The organism is Halomonas cupida (assembly GCF_900142755.1).
Taxonomy (GTDB): Bacteria; Pseudomonadota; Gammaproteobacteria; order Pseudomonadales; family Halomonadaceae; genus Halomonas; species Halomonas cupida.
In genome coordinates this window covers 50,751-68,518 of sequence record NZ_FRCA01000016.1, presented here as the reverse complement: position 1 = coordinate 68,518, position 17,768 = coordinate 50,751, and the positions used below count along the sequence as shown (strand labels likewise).

Genomic DNA, 17,768 nt, shown 5'->3' with positions numbered 1-17,768 from the left:
CCCGCCTGCCACGCAATCATCTGCGCCTGCCACGCCAGTAAAAAAACACCGTAAATCTGCAGCTTGCAAGAAACTTTGTAGAAAAAACCTCACCACGTCAAACACTTGGAATCGTTTTCCAATGAGCCTGGAAGCCTGAAATTCGCCACTAGACTTTAGTCGCAATAACTGTCGACACCCCATGCCGATCAGGCATAAGACATGCGGATCAACGCATGGCACCAAAGCCGAATTCCAGCTCTGAACTTCATGATGCAACCCCGAGAAACGACGACGCCCGCGATATTCGCGGGCGTCGGATAGGCATCGGCAGCGTTGCTGTATCAGTGTCGGCGAGGAAACTCCGCAATACAGGCACGCAGCATGTCCAGCGGCGTCTCGTCATACACACAGGCATCGCCGAGGCTACGCAACAACACCAGGCGAAGATGGCTGTCGACGTTCTTCTTGTCGAGTTTCATGCGGGTCAGGAAGTCCTCCACCCCCATCTCCGCCGGAGCCTCCACCGGTAGCCCCGCAGCAGCGATGACACGTCTGGTCCGCTCCACGTCATCGACAGAAATCCAGCCAAGCCGCTGCGAAAGGTCGGCCGCCATGACCATGCCGGTCCCGACGGCCTCACCATGCAGCCAGTTGCCATACCCCATGTGGGCTTCAATGGCATGGCCGAAGGTGTGCCCCAGGTTGAGTAGCGCGCGCACTCCCTGCTCGGTCTCATCCGCAGCCACAATCTCGGCCTTGATGGCACAGCTGCGTTCGATGGCTCTTGCCAGAAGATCAGCATCGAGTCGACGCAACCCTTCCATCTCCTGCTCCAGCCAGTCGAGGAAATGCACGTCATGAATCAGACCATACTTGATCACTTCGGCCAGGCCTGACGACAGCTCGCGTGGCGGCAGAGTGGCCAGGACATCCGTATCGATCAGCACTGCCCGGGGCTGCCAGAAGGCCCCAATCATGTTCTTGCCGAGCGGGTGGTTGACCCCGGTCTTGCCACCAACCGAGGAGTCCACCTGGGACAGCAGCGTGGTCGGCACCTGAATGAAGTTGATACCACGCTGATAACAGGCCGCCGCAAACCCCACCATGTCACCAATGACGCCTCCGCCCAAGGCGATCAGTGATGAGCGGCGATTGAAGCCGGCCTCCAGCAATGCATCCCAGATGCGTTCGACATTGGCGAATGTCTTGTGTACCTCACCATCGGGCAGCACCAGTGTCCTGACATCCAGATCCTTCGGCAGCGCCGCCGTCAGGCGCTCCAGATAATGCCCGGCAATGGTGTCATTGGTGACCACCATGACCTGCTTGCCGGTGAGACCGGCCGTCAGGTGCTCGCCGTCATCAATCAAGCCGGGGCCGATATGAATGGGGTAACTACGCTCGCCCAGTGCCACCCTGAGGGTCAGCAGCTCGGCGGTGGTGGAGGTTTCAGTAGTCATGGACCAGCCTTGCAGGTGAGGGGATCAACCAATCGCTGAACGCGGCGGATGATGTCATTGACAACAGCACGAGGACCACGGCGATCGGTACGTATCACCAGGTCCGCAGTGGCGCGATACAGGGGGTCTCGCAGGGCGAACATGTCACGCAGCACCTGCTCACGATCAGGGCGCTGCAATAGCGGTCGGTTGCGATCACGAGCGGTACGCTTGAGCTGCTGCTCAACCGTCGTGAACAGGTAGACGACGGTCCCCCCCTCACGAATCAGGCAACGATTCTCCTCACGCAGAACCGCGCCCCCCCCGGTGGCAATGACGACGCTCTGCCGGCCGACCAGTTCCTCGATCATGGCGCTTTCGCGATCACGGAATCCCTGCTCACCCTCGACATCGAATATCCACGGTATATCCGCCCCACAGCGCGCCTGTATCTCATGGTCGCTATCATGGAAATCACGTGACATCTCGGCCGCCAGCAAGCGGCCGATGGTGCTTTTACCGGCCCCCATGGGACCGATCAAGATCAGGTTGGGTACTTCCTGCATCAGCGAACCGCCAGGCCATCGTCGAGTATTCGGGGTGTTATGAATACCAACAACTCTACCCTATCATCGACTTTCTCGGTATACCGAAAGAGGCTTCCTACCAGTGGCAGATCCCCCAACCAGGGCGTGCTATAGAGGTTACGTGCCTGACCCTGGGTAAGAATGCCGCCCAGCACCAGGGTTTCACCATCGGCCACCCGGACACGAGTGGCGATCTGGTTGGTGTCGATCGCCGGCGCTCCGGCAAAGCTCTGGTCGGCAATGGTGTCGTTGTTGATGCGCAGGTCCATGACCACCGCGTCATCCGAGGTGATCTGCGGCGTGACCTCCAGCGCCAGCACGGCTTCCTTGAATTCGGTATTGGTCGCCCCCTCGGCAGTGGACTCCTGATAGGGAACCTCCTTGCCCTGCTTGATCACTGCCGGGTGCTGGTTGGCAGTGATCACGCGTGGCTCGGAAATGGTCTTGCTACGCCCCTCGCTTTCCAGCGCATGCAGTTCCAGGTCCAGTAATACATCGCTGGCCAGGTAGCCGATATTGAAGGTTGCCCCGGGCCCCACAGGGTCTCCCAGATCCACCGCCAGACCGCCGAAGCCTCCTTCGTTGCCCGCATAACGCTCCACTCGCCGAGCGCCACCGGTATCGCCGACCACCAGCCCCTGGCGACTCGACACCCCCCAGTCGATGCCGATCTCCCGGGCAGCACTGTCACGCACCACGACGATTCGCGCCTCGATCTGCACCTGTGCCGTGGGTATATCGAGGCCCAACAATGTCCGACGAATCGAAGCGAGGTACTCGGGCGTGTCCTGTACCAGCAAGGTGTTGGTACGCTGGTCAACGGCCACTCGGCCACGTTCGGAGAGCAGCCCCCGGCCCTGTTCTCCTCTCAACAGGGCAGCCATGTCCGCCGCCCTGGCATAGCGCAGCGTCAACTGCTCCCATCCGAGTGGTGGCAAGGGGGCTGGTAACACGGTGCTCCCATTGGGCAACTCCAGCCTGGTAGCTACGCCGTCTTTCGGTGTGACGAGAATCACATTTCCCTGGCGCTGGCTGACAAGCCCCTGACTATGCAGAACCAGGTCGAGTGCTTGATGCCAGGGTACCTGATCGAGGTGCAGCGTCACCCGGCCGCTCACACCCTTGCCGACGACAATATTGAGGCCGGTGAAGTCTGCGATGGCCCCCAGCACTGAACCAAGCTCAGCATCATGAAAGTTCAGCGAAATCGGCTCTTCCGGTACCGACTGCGCTGCTGCCATGGGCAAACCGGATGCCATCAGCGCCACTAGATACAGCATTCCTACTTCTTTACGCATGCCTCGCACCATCCCTGTGTTATTGCAGCCCCCGGAGCAGGCTCCCCGGCCCGGGCTTCCTCAACCGTCCCCCCGAGAAGCACCAAGCCGCATGATCTGCCTCTCCGCCACCTGTTCCCCGGTGGCGCCCTGCGCCACTATCGACATGCTTTCCCCATCAATGGCCACGACCTTCCAGCCACGTTGGCCCAGGCGCTGGTTCACCCCCAACCGATGAAGATGGCCATCGGGCGCCGCCACCAGCGCCCAATACCTGTCGCCCCGCGCCAACGTGCCCTGCAACTCGAGCTGATCCAGCTCGTACTGGCTGAGCGCAGACCCGGGGAACGCCAGGGACGACATCTCCAGCAGGCGGCTGTCACCATCCGCTCGAAAAGGGCTGCGGCCGATCGCCAACGGATCGTGGACCGGGAGGTGGTCGAGGCTGGTGCCCACTACTTGCCGAGGCTCCCTCACCGACGACTGGTCGACCAGCGCCGCCAATTGCGCATCAAGGCGCTCCAGTTCCGCGTCACCGCAGCCTGTGAGCATCATCACCGAGCACAACAGTCCGCACCAATACCGCCATCCAGCACTCATGACGACCTCCCGCCGAGTGGCGTCATCCCGGCGTCATCCTCGAATGCAGCACGATGGACCTCGAGCCGCGCCGACATCCGCAATGCCGACTCCCGCGACACATCACGTCGCTCCACCACCAGATCATGCAGTGAGACCATGACCGGTATATCGGCAAGAGCACCGACAAATTCAGCAATGTGGTGATAGCCCCCGACCAGGTTCAGCCGTAGCGAATCCTTCTGCACCTCGACGCCATCTACCTGCAGCAGCTCCAGTGCCTCGACACTCAGTTGATGCTCGCCAGCCAGATCGCCGATCCACTCCATCAGCGCAGGAATCGAGGTGCTGTGCCGTGACTTGCCCAGTGCCGCCAGACGCTGCTCCAGCACCCCTGCCTGCTCGGTCAAAGGCTCCAGCGCAGCCAACTCGCCCGACAGCTGCTGGAATTCCTTCAGTAGCCGCGCCTCACTGGATTGCGCCAACTGCAGCTCCTGGTGCTGTGGTGCCACCAGCAGCGAGCGCCCCAGCACCAGCGCAACGACAAACACCACTCCCACCACCAGGCACCGCAACAACAGTGGCCAGTGTCCGGCCTCGGACCATTCGAGCTGCTGCCAATGCACCTGGCGCAAGCATCGCCACTCATGACTCAAGCGCATCATCACCTCCGTCCGGGAAGCTCAAACGCAGACTGAAGTACTGACGCCCCCGAGACTCCACGACATCCACCAGCTCGGCCCCGGAAAGGATCGGTGACTGCTCGATGCGTCGGATCTGGAGGTCCAGAGCGCCACTGTCGGCACTGACACCCCTCAGCTCCAGCCTCTCTCCATGCACCTCGACAGCCCGGTAGACCACCCCGGGAGCGACAGTCGCGGCCAGTTCATTGAACAGCGCCGCCATCAGGTAACGGTTTCGGCGATCTCGCTTCCACTGCTCCAGTCGGGCCTGCCGTGCTGCCACAAGCTGTTGCAGGCGCCTCACCTCCGGCAATTGTGGTGTCAGTTCGTCCAGCACGGCTTCTATATGGGCCTGGCGCTGCCGCTGGATACTGACCCGCTCATCAAGCAGCAGGGACTCCACCAGTGCCAGCAACACCGCCAGCCCGGCAGCACTGAGCAACTGCATCCAGAAAAGGCGCGTGCGGCGCCGACCATCCGCTTCGCGCCATGGCATCAGGTTGATGGTCATCAGGGACTCCACATGGCAAGGCCAGAAGCCGCCAGCAGGGTTGGCGAAAAACGGGACCAGTCGGGCCGAACCCCCTGAAGACCTGCCAGCGGGTCAGCCATCTCGACCTCTCGGAGACCTCCCGCCATCAACCCTTCGAGAAAGGCCTCACAGGCATCGGGAAGCTCGCCACCCACAAACACCCGGTCCGGCAGAGGCATCGAGCAGAGCATGCCGCACAATGCCACACAGGCCACCACTAGCCTCGCCTGATCCAGAGCGTAAGCTTCGTCGCTTCGAGCCACCATGGTGTCGCCACCGGGGCGGGGAAAATCACGACTGCACACCCAGTCCCCTTGCTGCCAGATGTGAACAGCCACCAGGTCGGCATGCAGATCCACCAGCACCACCCCACCTCTGCCTCTGTCACAAGCCAGGCCATGCAGGGCCCGTTGCAGCGCCAGGTGCTCCAGATCCACGGCTACCGGCTCGAGATCGACATCCCTCAGCAGCGTCACCAGTTGGCTCACGCGCGACTCGAGACAGGCCACCACTTCTATATCCTGATGAGCCGCGCTACTGTCATCCTGCTGGAGACGATGAAAATCTATGGCCAACTCAGTGAACGGAACTGCAAAATACTTGTCCGAGTCCCATTCAAGATGTGCGGCAATATCGGCGTCGTCGAGATCTGCCGGCAGGCACAGCCGTGAGGTGGTGGTTGCACTGGTCGGCACGGCCACGGCAGCACGCCGGGTACGCGGCGCCAATACGGCGAGCGCCTGCGACAGGGCAGAGGCGACAGCCAACGGCTGCTGAAGGCGGCGTCCGATCACAGCCCCCGGTGGTAACGCCTCAACGGCGAGCCCGCCCATGGTGATGGTAGATCGACCTGCCGCGAGCTCAATCAACCTGACTGTCGTCGACGTAATGTCAACGCCAATCAGACTTCTGACAGAAGAGGTAACATGCATTCCCTTGCCTCCCTGAAAAACGATGGAGAACATCCTGTTCAGCCTTCGCCGCTGTTCACTCCGCTTTACTCTGTCTCCATTACTACGCTAGCGCATCGTGGCATCCATCTTGATGGAATATCCGATTCAACGAGCGCCCAGGCACAGACATTTACTGCCAACGGTGGTGGCAGCCAGCGCGTAATCCTATAATGGCCATCGCAATGGAATGCATAACCCAGACTCAGCGCCCTGCCGTTTTCGTTTCCAGCATGGACACCGCGACTTCATGAAGTACCTCAGAACTCTAATCTTTTCCGCCGTGTGGCTGGCGATCTCGCTGGGCGCCGCTGCTGCGCTCGCCCTTGTCGGTGCCGCCCTGTATTTCGCCCCCGGCCTGCCCGACGTGCGCCAACTGCAGGACTTCGAACTGCAGACTCCGTTGCGCATCTACACCAGTGATGACCAGTTGATCGGCGAATTCGGTGATGAGCGGCGCATGCCGGTCGACTTCGACGACATCCCACCGGAAATGCTCCACGCCCTGATGGCTGCCGAGGATGCAACCTTCTTCGAACACCATGGTGTCGATCCGCGAGGTCTCGTCCGTGCCGCCGTCCAACTGGTCGGCAGTGGCGGCGACATCCAGTCCGGTGGCTCCACCATCACCATGCAGGTAGCGCGCAACTATCTGCTGACATTGGACCAGACGTTTACCCGCAAGGTACGTGAGATCCTGTTGTCTCTGCAGATGGAGCAGATCCTGTCCAAGCAGGAGATCATGGAGCTGTACGTCAACAAGATCTTCCTGGGTCACCGTGCCTACGGTATAGCGGCAGCGGCCGAGGTCTACTACGACAAGCCGCTCAACGAGCTGAGTCTGGCGCAGACCGCGATGATTGCCGGCCTGCCCAAGGCGCCGTCAGCCTTCAACCCGCTGGCCAATGCCGAGCGCGCCCTGATTCGTCGCAACTGGATCCTGTTCCGCATGCGCGAACTGGGCTACATCGACCAGTCGGCCTACGACGTGGCGGTACAGGAGCCGGTCACTGCCAGTCGCCATGTCGCCCGTGCCGAGGTCCAGGCCGACTATGTGGCCGAGATGGCACGCCAGTTTGCCGTCGAGCGTTTCGGGGATGATGCCTACAACGGCAGCTACCGCATCACCACGACCATCGACAGCAAGCTGCAGCCAATGGCACGCCGAGCCCTGGCCGACGGCCTCATCGCCTATGACACTCGCCACGGCTGGCGCGGTCCCGAGCAGACCGGTATTCCCCAGAGCCTCGCCGAGGCCCAGGATCAAACCGAGCGCAGCGGGCTGGAAGAAGAACTATCCGAGTCCCCCGAGGTCATCGAGACAGCGCGGCGTGCCGCCGAACGCAGTCAGACGACGGTCGAGGGTGTCGAGGGTGACGTCAGCAACTGGTTGCAGGTACTCGAACGCACCCACTCCTTCGGCCCATTGCAACCGGCCATCGTTGTCAGCAGCGAAGGCCAGCAGATGAAGGTACTGATGCATGACGGTGAGCTGGTCACCATCGAGTGGGATGGTCTCGACTGGGCCGCGCCCTACAAGTCGGCACGCTATCGTGGCGCAGCACCGTCCAACGCTTCCCAGATCGCCAGCCGTGGCGACCTGGTACGCATCCTCGAGCGTGAGGAAGGTAGCTGGCGCCTGTCACAGCAGCCCGACGCAGAAGGCTCTCTGGTGGTAATGAACCCCCAGACAGGGGCAATCCTTGCGCTCCAGGCCGGTTTCGATTTCGACGCCAGTAAGTTCAACCGCGCCATTCAGGCTCGTCGCCAGTCTGGCTCGATCTTCAAGCCGTTCATCTATCTGGCCGGTCTCAACAGTGGCGAAGTCACTCCTGCCACGGTCATCAATGATGCTCCGGTGGTACTCAATGATGGCAGTAACCAGTTGTGGCGCCCGTCCAATTCGAGCGGCGATTTCCTTGGCCCGACCCGCCTGCGTGTCGGCCTGGCACGCTCACGGAACCTGGTGACGATTCGCCTGCTGCAATCGATCGGCCTTGATCGCACCATCGACTTTCTTGTCGAGTTCGGGTTCTCCCGTGACCGCCTGCCCCACGGCCTGTCACTGGCGTTGGGTAGCGCCAGCCTGACCCCGCTGGAAATGACCAATGCCTACGCGGTGCTGGCCAACGGAGGCTTCCGGGTCTCTCCCTGGTTCATCGAGAAGATCACCCAGGGCGAGCAGAACACTCTGGTGGACGAAGCCAACCCTCGCGTTGCCTGTCGTGAGTGCAGTCCGGAGCAAACCACCACCGAGATCGACGGCAAGACCTATGAAATCGCCCCCAGGGTCGTCAATGCACGTGCCGCCTACCTGATTCGCGACATGCTGCGCGAAGTGGTTGAGCGCGGTACGGCTCGCGGCGCCCTGGCCATGAATCGCGAGGATATCGTCGGCAAGACCGGTACCACCAACGATCAGCGCGACGCCTGGTTCGCCGGTTTCAACAAACATCTGGCGACCACCGTCTGGGTCGGCAAGGACGACTACTCACCGACTGCCGAGTACGGCGCTCAAGCCGCCCTGCCGATCTGGGTCGACTTCATGGGCAAGGCGCTGGAAGGTACGCCGGAAGACGTCCCCGAGCCACCGGAAGGCATTGTCACCGAACGCGTCGATCCCAATACCGGTCGACTGCTCGGCGATAATCAGCCCGGCGGTATCGAGGAAATCTTCGACGAGGATCATCTGCCAACCTGGCAACCTCAGCGAGTGGAGCCGTCAGTCGAGAGGCACAGTGGCTCCGAAGGTACTGGCGCCTACGAAGCAATCTTCTAGGCCAGTCTCCCCTTCCCCCCTCCGGCATACGCCGGAGGGGCTCTCTTCAACGGCTCGGATGCCGTTCTCTCATCGCCAGTAGTCGCTTCCCGGATTCACAAGAGATCTAGTCATGGAGTTTTCACGACGCCATGCGACCGCTTTGGCGCTATGCACGATCGCTGCTGTCACGCCAATTCGGCACGCAACAGCCAGCACCTTCTATTCCCCGACCGCCCCCGAGGAGGATTCGCCGCCCCTGGCCAGTGAACTCGAGCTTGGTTATACCCAGCTTTCCGGCAATACCAACAGCGAGACTTTACTCGGCAAGGGCGAGATGACCCTGGTCACCGAGCAGTGGATGCATAGACTGCGCGGTGAGGTGCGTCATGCCAGCGAGGACGATGACACCAGTGCCGAACAGTATCTGCTCTCCATGCGTGAACGCCGCGAACTCGAGGGACCAAATCACCTGTTCGGCTTCGGCCGTTGGGAGAAGGATCGCTTCAGTGGTTACGATCACCAGCTCACCGCCATCACCGGCTATGGCCGCCAACTACTCGACGGTCCATCCGCCAACCTGACGCTGGAAGTCGGGCCTGGTTATCGAGCCGATGCCATCGATGAAGAAGAGGACCGCGGGTTGGCCGTGGCCTATGGCGCCGTCGAAGGCGGCTATCAACTCAGCGATTCAGCCAGCCTCGCACAGGAACTGTCCGTGGAAGGCACCTCAGCGAATACCACCACGCGCTCATTGTCGGCGCTGGACACCCACATCAACAGCCACCTGACGCTACGGCTCTCCCACGAGATCAAGCACAACACCGCACCACCCGAAGACGTCGAGGCAGATACCGACCGTACCACGTCGGCCTCGCTACGCTATGCCTTCTAGCCTGATGTGCCGTTAAGGTCATTGTGCTTCAGAGCCCCATAACGACAACGCCCCGGTCAATGACCGGGGCGTTGTCGTATACCAGATGAAGACGACGATCATACCTGACCGTAGACGTCCTCGACGTTCTTGAGCGGGTAGTGCGACGGATACGGCTTGCGGGCGACCCCCGAGTCCACCGCCGCCTGAGCGACTGCCGATGTCACCCGGTCCAGCAGGCGCACATCCACTGGCGTGGGAATGATGTACTCGCGACCGAAGCTCATCTCGTCCTTCTCGTAGGCGTCCAGCACTTCCTGGGGAACCGGCTCACGAGCCAGATCCTTGAGCGCATGTACCGCCGCCACCTTCATTGCCTCGTTGATGCGCGTAGCACGCACATCCAGTGCACCACGGAAGATGAACGGGAAGCCCAGAACATTATTGACCTGGTTGGGATAGTCGGAGCGGCCGGTCGCCATGATCACATCGGGACGCACCTCGCGTGCCAGATCCGGATGAATCTCCGGATCGGGGTTGGTGCAGGCGAAAACCACCGGATTCGGCGCCATCTTGCGGATATGGTCCGCAGTCATCAGGCCGGGGCCGGACAGACCCACGAAGACATCCGCTCCATCGATGGCGTCGTCCAGGGTCCGCTTGTCGGTATCGACAGCGAACATAGCCTTGTGCGGATTGAGATCCTCTCGCCCGGAGTGGATCACGCCCTTGCGGTCCAGCATTACCAGGTTCTCGGGGCGCGCACCACAAGCCACCAACAGTTTCATGCAGGCGATGGCGGCAGCGCCAGCGCCCAGACACACGATACGTGCTGTATCCAGCGACTTGCCGGCGATATCCAGCGCATTGAGCATGCCGGCGGCGGTCACGATGGCGGTGCCATGCTGATCATCATGGAAAACCGGAATGTTGCAGCGTTCCACCAGCGCCTGCTCGATCTCGAAGCACTCGGGAGCCTTGATGTCCTCGAGGTTGATACCACCCCAGGTATCCGCAATACGAGCCACGGTATCGATGAAGGCTTGCGGGCTCTCGGCATTGACTTCGATATCCACCGAATTGATGCCGGCGAAACGCTTGAACAGCACGCCCTTGCCTTCCATGACCGGCTTGCTGGCCAATGGTCCCAGATTCCCCAGGCCAAGAATTGCCGTGCCATCGGAGATCACCGCCACCAGGTTGCCCTTGCCGGTGTAGCGGTAGGCATTTTCCGGGTCCGCCGCGATCTCACGTACGGGCTCAGCCACTCCGGGGCTGTAGGCCAGGGACAGGTCCCTGGCTGTGGCAGTGGGCTTGGTCAGCTCGACCGAGAGCTTACCGGGAATCGGAAAGGCGTGATAATCCAGCGCGGCCTGCTTCTTGGCATCTGTCATGCTCAGTGTCCGGGTATCCTGTAGAAAGGCAGTAGATATGGTGAAGTCGAGATTATAGAAAAATTTTCCATTTCTCAACTTTATACCACTTGCCGCAGATTCATCGCCCTTTCTGCATGTTTTCTTCGACGATGCCGACAAGATTTGCTGCGACGCAGCATTCACTGCGACCGCAATACAACTTTACGTTGCTTGACGTTTCTGTACCAACGAATGGTCTCTGGAGCATAGCGCTCGGCAGTACTCCCTGCACTGGTGCAGTGCAGCACAGACCATAAACAACAAACCCGCCTCCAGGGGCGGGTTTGTTGAGCGAGAACGCAGTGCGATCAACGCTTGATGGCAGCGCCAAAACGCTTGTTGAAGCGCTCGACACGGCCACCGGTGGTCGCCTGCTTCTGCTTGCCGGTGTAGAACGGGTGGCACTGAGAGCAAACGTCCAGGCTCAGATCCTGACCAGAAGTCGAGCCGACTTCGAAAGTCGCGCCACAGGAACAACTCGCGCTGACCTTCTTGTAATCCGGATGGATACCTTGTTTCATCGTGAACCTCACTTGGCTGTATGCCGCCACCTGATCCGATGCCAGGCACCGCATACGGGGTAAAGACTGGAGCGTTCTCGCTCACAGCCGACCGGTATATCCGCCTCCGCAAGGAAGCGGGCCGGTATTCTAGCAGAACTCGCTGTGGAGGCCAATTGCAGAAATCCCTTTCCCCGCGCGCGCCACGCGTGCTGGGTATTGCCATTCCATCGCCATTGCGTCGCCTGTTCGACTATCGCCCGGCCGGCACACCGCCCTCCTGTGGCTGGGTTCCAGGCCTGCGCGTGCGAGTCAGTTTCGGTCGCCGCCAACTGGTTGGTGTCATTGTCGAGTGCCGCGATCACAGCGAGCTGGAGTTTTCCCGACTCAAGCCCATCGATGCCTGCCTCGACAGCGCTCCGTTGCCGGAGGACTGGCTATGGCTGTGTCGCTTCACTGCGCGCTATTACCAACACGCCCTGGGCGACACCCTGAGCCATGCCATGCCAGTGCTGCTGCGTCAGGGACGCCCCTTCGAGGCCCGCACTCGCGAACGTTGGCATGCCACTGACACTTGTAGCGAAGACAGCCCGGGCAAGCTGGCCCGAGCACCTCGCCAGGCCGCTCTGCTGGAGATGCTTCAACAGCACCCCCGCGGACTGACCAGCCAGGCGATTCTCGCCCAGTCCTTTACCCGTGAACAGTTGCGCGCCCTCGAGGCCAAGGGTCTGGTCCAGTGCCGCGAGGAAACCCTCACCCAGGCCGTTACCACGGAGGGCAAGGGCCTGCTGGCCAGTCCGTCGCTGACCCTGAATGCCGAGCAGAGTGCCGTATTGGCAGCACTGCACGAAGGGCTGGATCAGTTCCACCCAAGCCTATTGCAGGGAGTCACCGGTAGCGGCAAGACCGAGGTCTACCTGCAGTTGATCGAAGCCGTGGTGGGCCGGGGACGTCAGGCCCTGGTTCTGGTGCCCGAGATCGGCCTTACTCCCCAGACGCTGGGCCGCTTCGTGCAACGCTTTCGGGTGCCGGTGGTCGCACTGCATTCAGGCCTGACCGACCACGAGCGACTGGATGCCTGGCAAGCCGCGTCCAGTGGCCGCGCCTCGATCATCATCGGCACACGCTCGGCAATCTTCACGCCCCTGGCCAGTCCCGGGGTGATCATCATCGACGAGGAGCATGACAGCTCCTTCAAGCAACAGGATGGACTGCGCTACCACGCCCGTGACCTCGCCGTGATGCGCGCGCGCCATCATCAGATACCGGTGGTACTGGGCAGTGCCACCCCCTCGCTGGAAAGTCTGCTGCATGCCCAGCGGGGCAACTATCGCCACCTGCACATGCGCCAACGCGCCACTCGCCACCCTCCGGCAAGGCTCGAGCTGACAGACATCAAGGCACGCGTCCGCCGCGGCGGCCTGGTACCGCCGGTGATCGACACCATCGGTGCTACGTTGAAGGCCGGGCATCAGGTACTGGTGTTCATCAACCGACGCGGCTTCGCCCCGACGCTGGCCTGCCACAACTGTGGCTGGATGGCCGAGTGTGATCACTGCGATGCACGCATGACATTGCATCGACACCCCCCGATTCTGGCCTGCCACCACTGTGATCGACGGCGCCCGCTTCCGGATGCCTGCCCGGATTGTGGCAGTGGCGACCTGCGCCCGCTGGGCAGTGGCACCGAGCGCAGTGAAGAAACACTGGGCGAACTCTTCCCCGATATCCCGGTGTACCGCATCGATCGTGACAGTACTCGGGCGAAGGATGCCATGGACCGGATACTCGGCGAGATCCGCAAGGGCGAGCCGGCATTGCTCGTTGGCACCCAGATGCTGGCCAAGGGCCATCACCTGCCCCATGTCACCCTGGTGGTGGTGGTCAATGCCGACTCAGGTCTCTATGCCAGCGATTTCCGCGCCCTCGAACACAGTGCCCAGCTGCTCGAACAGGTTGCCGGTCGGGCCGGGCGCGCCGCACATCCCGGAAGAGTATTGGTACAGACCATGCACCCGGACGACCCCAACCTCAGGCTGCTGGCCGAACGTGGCTACGACGCGCTTGCCCGGACATTGCTCGAGGAACGCCGGGTTGCCGCGCTTCCCCCCTGGCGCTATATGGCGCTATTACGACTCGAGAGCCCCAACGAGTCCCAACTGAGCGCAGTGGCCAATCAGGCAGGCACGGCCATGCGCGGCTTCCTTCAGCACAGCAAGCGGGAAGTCGACTGCCTGGGCCCGGTTCCCGCGCCCATGGAACGCCGACAGAATCGTTACCATCTGCAATTGATGCTGACTGCAGAGAAGCGCAGCCTGCTGCATGAGGCCTCTGCCTGGTGGGTCGCATGGCTGGAAAACTCTGCCGAGGCCCGCCGCGTTCGCTGGTCACTGGACATTGACCCGCAGACGCTGAGCTGAGTTCAGGGCGTTCGGCCTTTAAAGGCTGGCCGCAATCACTGATAATGTTCAGCCAGATCTGCCCGCCGACGGGCACTGTTTTTCCCGGAACAGTTTTTTCCCGGAACAGTTTTCTCAGGACATCGGTTGCCCGTCACCGAGCTACAGGACACTCAAGCCCCATGAAAGACACCATTGTTTCGCTGCTCGAAGCCGCCCTCGACGAGCTCAAGCAGCAGCATATCGTGCCAGCCGACATCACTCCGGCCATCAAGGTCGACCCGACCCGCGACAAGGCCCATGGCGACTACGCCACCAACCTTGCGTTGATGCTGGCCAAACCGGCCGGGCAACCACCGCGCCAACTGGCTGACAAGTTGGTCGCCGCGCTGCCGGAAAGTGCCGCGGTCTCACGCGTGGACATCGCTGGCCCCGGTTTCATCAACTTCTTCGCCGCCACCGACGCTGCCGCCCAGGTCGTACGTCAGGTACTCGAGGCGGGAGATAGCTTCGGCCGTAGCCTGACCGGCCAGGGCAGAAAGGTGCAGGTCGAATTCGTCTCGGCCAACCCGACCGGCCCCCTGCATGTCGGCCATGGCCGTGGTGCGGCGGTGGGCGACTGCCTGAGCCGCCTGCTCGAGGCCACCGGCCATGATGTGACCCGCGAGTTCTACTACAACGATGCCGGCGCCCAGATCAACAACCTCGCGCTTTCGGTACAGGCCCGTGCCCGTGACCTTGGCCCGGAAGATGCCGACTGGCCCGAGGATGGTTACCGCGGCGACTACATCATTGATGTGGCGAAGGCATACCTGGCCGGTGAGTCAGTTCATGCCGATGACCGCCACGTCACCGCCGCCGGCGACGCCAACGACCTCGATGCGATTCGTGAATTCGCGGTTGCCTGGCTGCGTCGCGAGCAGGATCTCGACCTGCGCGCCTTCGGCGTCTCCTTCGACGTCTACTTCCTCGAATCCTCGCTGTACAAGGATGGCAAGGTCGAGGAGACCGCCCAGCGTCTGGTCGACAACGGCCACACCTATGAGCAGGATGGTGCTTTGTGGCTGCGTACCACCGACTTCGGTGATGACAAGGACCGGGTGATGCGCAAGAGCGATGGCAGCTACACCTACTTCCTGCCGGATGTCGCCTACCACCTCGACAAGTGGCAGCGCGGTTTCTCCACCGTGGTCAACGAGCAGGGTGCCGACCACCATTCCACCGTGACCCGGGTACGCGCAGGTCTCCAGGCGCTGGATACCGGTATTCCGCAGGGCTGGCCCGACTACGTGCTGCACCAGATGGTGTTGGTCACCCGCTCAGGTGTCGAGGTCAAGCTGTCCAAGCGCGCCGGCAGTTACGTCACGTTGCGTGATCTGATCGACGAGGTTGGCCGCGATGCGACCCGTTACTTCCTTGCCGCACGCCGCGCCGACTCACAGCTGACCTTCGATATTGACCTGGCCCGCTCACAGTCCAACGACAATCCGGTCTACTACGTGCAGTACGCCCACGCTCGCGTGTGCAGTGTGGTACGCAAGGCCGAGTCGGAAGGGCTCGCCTTTGACAATACGCTGGCCATGGCCAATCTCGGTCTGCTCGACGCCGATCAGGAAAAACTGCTGCTCAACCGCCTGGCTCGCTACCCGGAAGTGGTTTCCCATGCCGCCGAGTCCCGTGAACCTCAGCAGATCGCCCAGTACCTCCAGGACCTGGCTGCCGACTTCCATAGCTGCTACAACGCCTGCAAGGTGATGGTGGAAGACGAAGCGCTACGCAACGCCCGCCTGGCGCTGGGCATGGCGGCTCGTCAGGTATTGCGCAACGGCCTTGACCTGCTGGGCGTGAGTGCACCGGAGGAAATGTAACCCATGGCCACTCGCAAGACTCCGCCTCGCAAGCGCGGCGCGACGACCAGCCGCAAACGCAGCCAATCCTCTGCGCCACAGCGGCGGCTGCCTGGATGGTTGTGGGCCGCCGCCGGCCTGGCTGCCGGCTTTCTGTTGGCCCACCACCAGAACGGCACCGCGCCCTGGCAGGATGAGCGCTCGCCCATCGCTGCCGTGCTGCCCAAACCCAGTTCCAGTGGGCAGGGCAGTGGCGCGGAAGGCTCGGGCAAGGCTGACAGCGGCAGCGAAGAGGCCCCCATGCCGACCTTCGAGTTCTACACGCTGCTGCCGGATACCGAAGTCATCGCCTCGGACACCGAGATCCCTGCTTCCACCGCACAGCGCCCCGAGGCAGCCAAACCACCCGAGGACGACGAGGGCATCTCGGAGAATGATCCGATCGCTGCACTGATCTCGGCCAACGCCAGCCCCAGCTCCAGTAACAGCAACTCCGGCAACACCACCACGACTCCTGCGCAGGCCAGCAACGATAGCGGCAAGCGTTACATGCTACAGGCCGCGTCATTCCGCGAGATGGAAGACGCCAACAGCCTCGCCAGCCGCCTCCAGGGATTTGGACTACAGGCCAAGATCAGCGATGTGTCTGTCACCGGAGGAGCCACCTGGCACCGTGTCCAGGTTGGCCCCTATAACGATCGCCGGGAACTGGCACGGGCTCAGGACCTGATGAGCACCCAGGGCATCGAACCATTGTTGATACAGCTGCAGAACTAGCACCAACGGCAAGCGAGCCGCCCAGCACAGGATCTGCACCCAGGTCGATTCTGAAGCTGTCGCGAACAGGCTTGAGCATATGAGCGCTGCTCAGCTCAGTGCTTCCGGCGGTCCATCCGCGTCGCGCTGTCCACGATAGGCGTCAGTACCTTGTTCGAAAGTCGACAAGGTACTGACGCCTCCTTCCGAGCCAGGTCGTTTTCTCCGAGGCCGGCTCCTCTGGATACCAGCCCCAGGTGGAAAAAAACCGGCAAGTACCATAACTTGAAACCAGCAAAAGGCCTCCGTCTACCGGATTCCACATAAAGCGGCACCGAGGTACGCATGGACAACCACAAGACGTACTGCCCCGCCATCAACCTTCGTGGGCTGACAGCGATCATACTGAGCATGGCATGCCTGTTGCCGTCCATGACGCTGGCAGCAGACAACGACTATCCCACCGCAGCACGGGTGGACTATGTGATCGGTTGCATGGCGGCCAACGGCCAGGACTATCTCACCATGCAGCAATGTTCCTGCAGCATCGACGTGATTGCCGAACAGCTCTCCTATGACGACTATGAAGCAGTGGCAACGGTAATGGGAATGCAGGAACAGCGCGGCGAGATGGGGGTCCTGTTTCGTACCGAGCGCAGCATGCAGGACGATGTAGAACACTTTCGCAGCGTTCAGGCGGACGCCGACCTACGCTGCTTCTAAGGGCATCCTTCCCGGTGACTCACACCATGATCGCCAGAATACTGGGGGGCCTTCTGCTCACCCTTGCGGCAGACATCAGTGCCTCGTCCGGGACAGCGTCTGGTGCACTGACCCAAGCCATGGCCCAGGGCGAACGAGTGTTCCGCAACCAGTGCCAGGGCTGTCACTCGCTGGAGCCGGGCGTCCACATCGCCGGCCCCAGTCTGCATGGCGTGGTGGGACGCAATGCAGGGGCCGTTGCTGATTTCGAATACTCAGCCCCCCTGCAACAGGCCCAACTGGTCTGGACACCCGAGTCACTCGACCGCTTTCTCACCGCCCCGGATGACTTTCTTCCCGGCACCCGCATGGTGTTCTGGGGCCTGGACGAGGATTCCCGGCACCAGTTGATCGATTACCTGGAACAGGTCGGCGAACGCTAATGTGGCGGGCACATGCGCACAGCAACGTGACTCACTCTCCCCACT

The 17,768-nt window shown here is 61.7% G+C and carries 16 protein-coding genes; 7 read left to right on the top strand and 9 right to left on the bottom strand.

Annotation, left to right across the window (positions count from 1 at the left end; translation table 11 throughout):
• Positions 1-323: 323 nt before the first annotated feature.
• From aroB to pilM, 7 genes are read right to left on the bottom strand one after another with little or no spacing between them, the layout of a single operon-like run.
• Positions 324-1,442: a 3-dehydroquinate synthase gene (gene aroB / locus BUE38_RS20600; protein ID WP_073437121.1), complete on the bottom strand. Its 1,119-nt coding sequence runs from the start codon at positions 1,440-1,442 to the stop codon at positions 324-326.
• A complete protein-coding gene (gene aroK, locus BUE38_RS20595; RefSeq protein WP_073437120.1) occupies positions 1,439-1,987 on the bottom strand; it encodes a shikimate kinase AroK in 549 nt (182 codons plus the stop codon). The genes aroB and aroK overlap by 4 nt, the downstream gene beginning before the upstream one ends.
• Positions 1,987-3,306, bottom strand: a complete 1,320-nt coding sequence (locus tag BUE38_RS20590) for a type IV pilus secretin PilQ (RefSeq protein ID WP_234987130.1) — start codon at positions 3,304-3,306, stop codon at positions 1,987-1,989. Before BUE38_RS20590 ends, aroK begins: the two co-directional genes overlap by 1 nt.
• A 60-nt stretch (positions 3,307-3,366) precedes the next feature.
• Positions 3,367-3,885: a pilus assembly protein PilP gene (locus BUE38_RS20585; RefSeq protein WP_073437118.1), complete on the bottom strand. Its 519-nt coding sequence runs from the start codon at positions 3,883-3,885 to the stop codon at positions 3,367-3,369.
• Positions 3,882-4,490, bottom strand: coding sequence for a type IV pilus inner membrane component PilO (locus tag BUE38_RS20580; protein WP_234987132.1), 609 nt, complete (start codon positions 4,488-4,490; stop codon positions 3,882-3,884). Before BUE38_RS20580 ends, BUE38_RS20585 begins: the two co-directional genes overlap by 4 nt.
• Before the next feature lie 19 nt (positions 4,491-4,509).
• Complete coding sequence (locus BUE38_RS20575) at positions 4,510-5,058, bottom strand: PilN domain-containing protein (RefSeq protein ID WP_073437116.1); 549 nt, start codon at positions 5,056-5,058, stop codon at positions 4,510-4,512.
• Positions 5,058-6,011, bottom strand: a complete 954-nt coding sequence (gene pilM / locus BUE38_RS20570; protein WP_073437115.1) for a type IV pilus biogenesis protein PilM — start codon at positions 6,009-6,011, stop codon at positions 5,058-5,060. The genes BUE38_RS20575 and pilM overlap by 1 nt, the downstream gene beginning before the upstream one ends.
• 268 nt (positions 6,012-6,279) lie before the next feature.
• Here pilM and BUE38_RS20565 point away from each other — a divergent pair, with 268 nt between their 5' ends.
• Entirely contained in the window at positions 6,280-8,808 is a 2,529-nt protein-coding gene (locus BUE38_RS20565) for a penicillin-binding protein 1A (RefSeq protein WP_073437114.1), read from the top strand.
• Between the two features lie 112 nt (positions 8,809-8,920).
• Positions 8,921-9,682 (top strand): DUF481 domain-containing protein, encoded by a 762-nt coding sequence (locus BUE38_RS20560; RefSeq protein WP_084542072.1) that lies wholly within the window; start codon positions 8,921-8,923, stop codon positions 9,680-9,682.
• Between the two features lie 98 nt (positions 9,683-9,780).
• On the opposite strand, the gene BUE38_RS20555 is transcribed toward BUE38_RS20560, so the two are convergent.
• On the bottom strand, positions 9,781-11,055 hold the full coding sequence (locus BUE38_RS20555; protein ID WP_073437113.1) for a malic enzyme-like NAD(P)-binding protein: 1,275 nt from the start codon (positions 11,053-11,055) through the stop codon (positions 9,781-9,783).
• Positions 11,056-11,384: 329 nt separating this feature from the next.
• A complete protein-coding gene (gene rpmE / locus BUE38_RS20550; protein ID WP_073437112.1) occupies positions 11,385-11,597 on the bottom strand; it encodes a 50S ribosomal protein L31 in 213 nt (70 codons plus the stop codon).
• A gap of 20 nt (positions 11,598-11,617) precedes the next feature.
• Between rpmE and BUE38_RS20545 the strand changes: the two genes are divergently transcribed.
• From BUE38_RS20545 to BUE38_RS20525, 5 genes are all read left to right on the top strand, one after another.
• Complete coding sequence (locus BUE38_RS20545; RefSeq protein ID WP_073437111.1) at positions 11,618-13,996, top strand: primosomal protein N'; 2,379 nt, start codon at positions 11,618-11,620, stop codon at positions 13,994-13,996.
• 161 nt (positions 13,997-14,157) lie between these two features.
• The gene (argS, locus tag BUE38_RS20540; RefSeq protein ID WP_073437110.1) at positions 14,158-15,843 is read left to right on the top strand and encodes an arginine--tRNA ligase; all 1,686 of its coding nucleotides are present in this window, start codon (positions 14,158-14,160) and stop codon (positions 15,841-15,843) included.
• Between the two features lie 3 nt (positions 15,844-15,846).
• Positions 15,847-16,599 (top strand): SPOR domain-containing protein, encoded by a 753-nt coding sequence (locus BUE38_RS20535; protein WP_073437109.1) that lies wholly within the window; start codon positions 15,847-15,849, stop codon positions 16,597-16,599.
• A gap of 324 nt (positions 16,600-16,923) precedes the next feature.
• Entirely contained in the window at positions 16,924-17,301 is a 378-nt protein-coding gene (locus BUE38_RS20530) for a hypothetical protein (RefSeq protein WP_234987129.1), read from the top strand.
• Between the two features lie 26 nt (positions 17,302-17,327).
• The gene (locus BUE38_RS20525; protein ID WP_073437108.1) at positions 17,328-17,723 is read left to right on the top strand and encodes a c-type cytochrome; all 396 of its coding nucleotides are present in this window, start codon (positions 17,328-17,330) and stop codon (positions 17,721-17,723) included.
• The last annotated feature ends 45 nt before the right edge of the window (positions 17,724-17,768 follow it).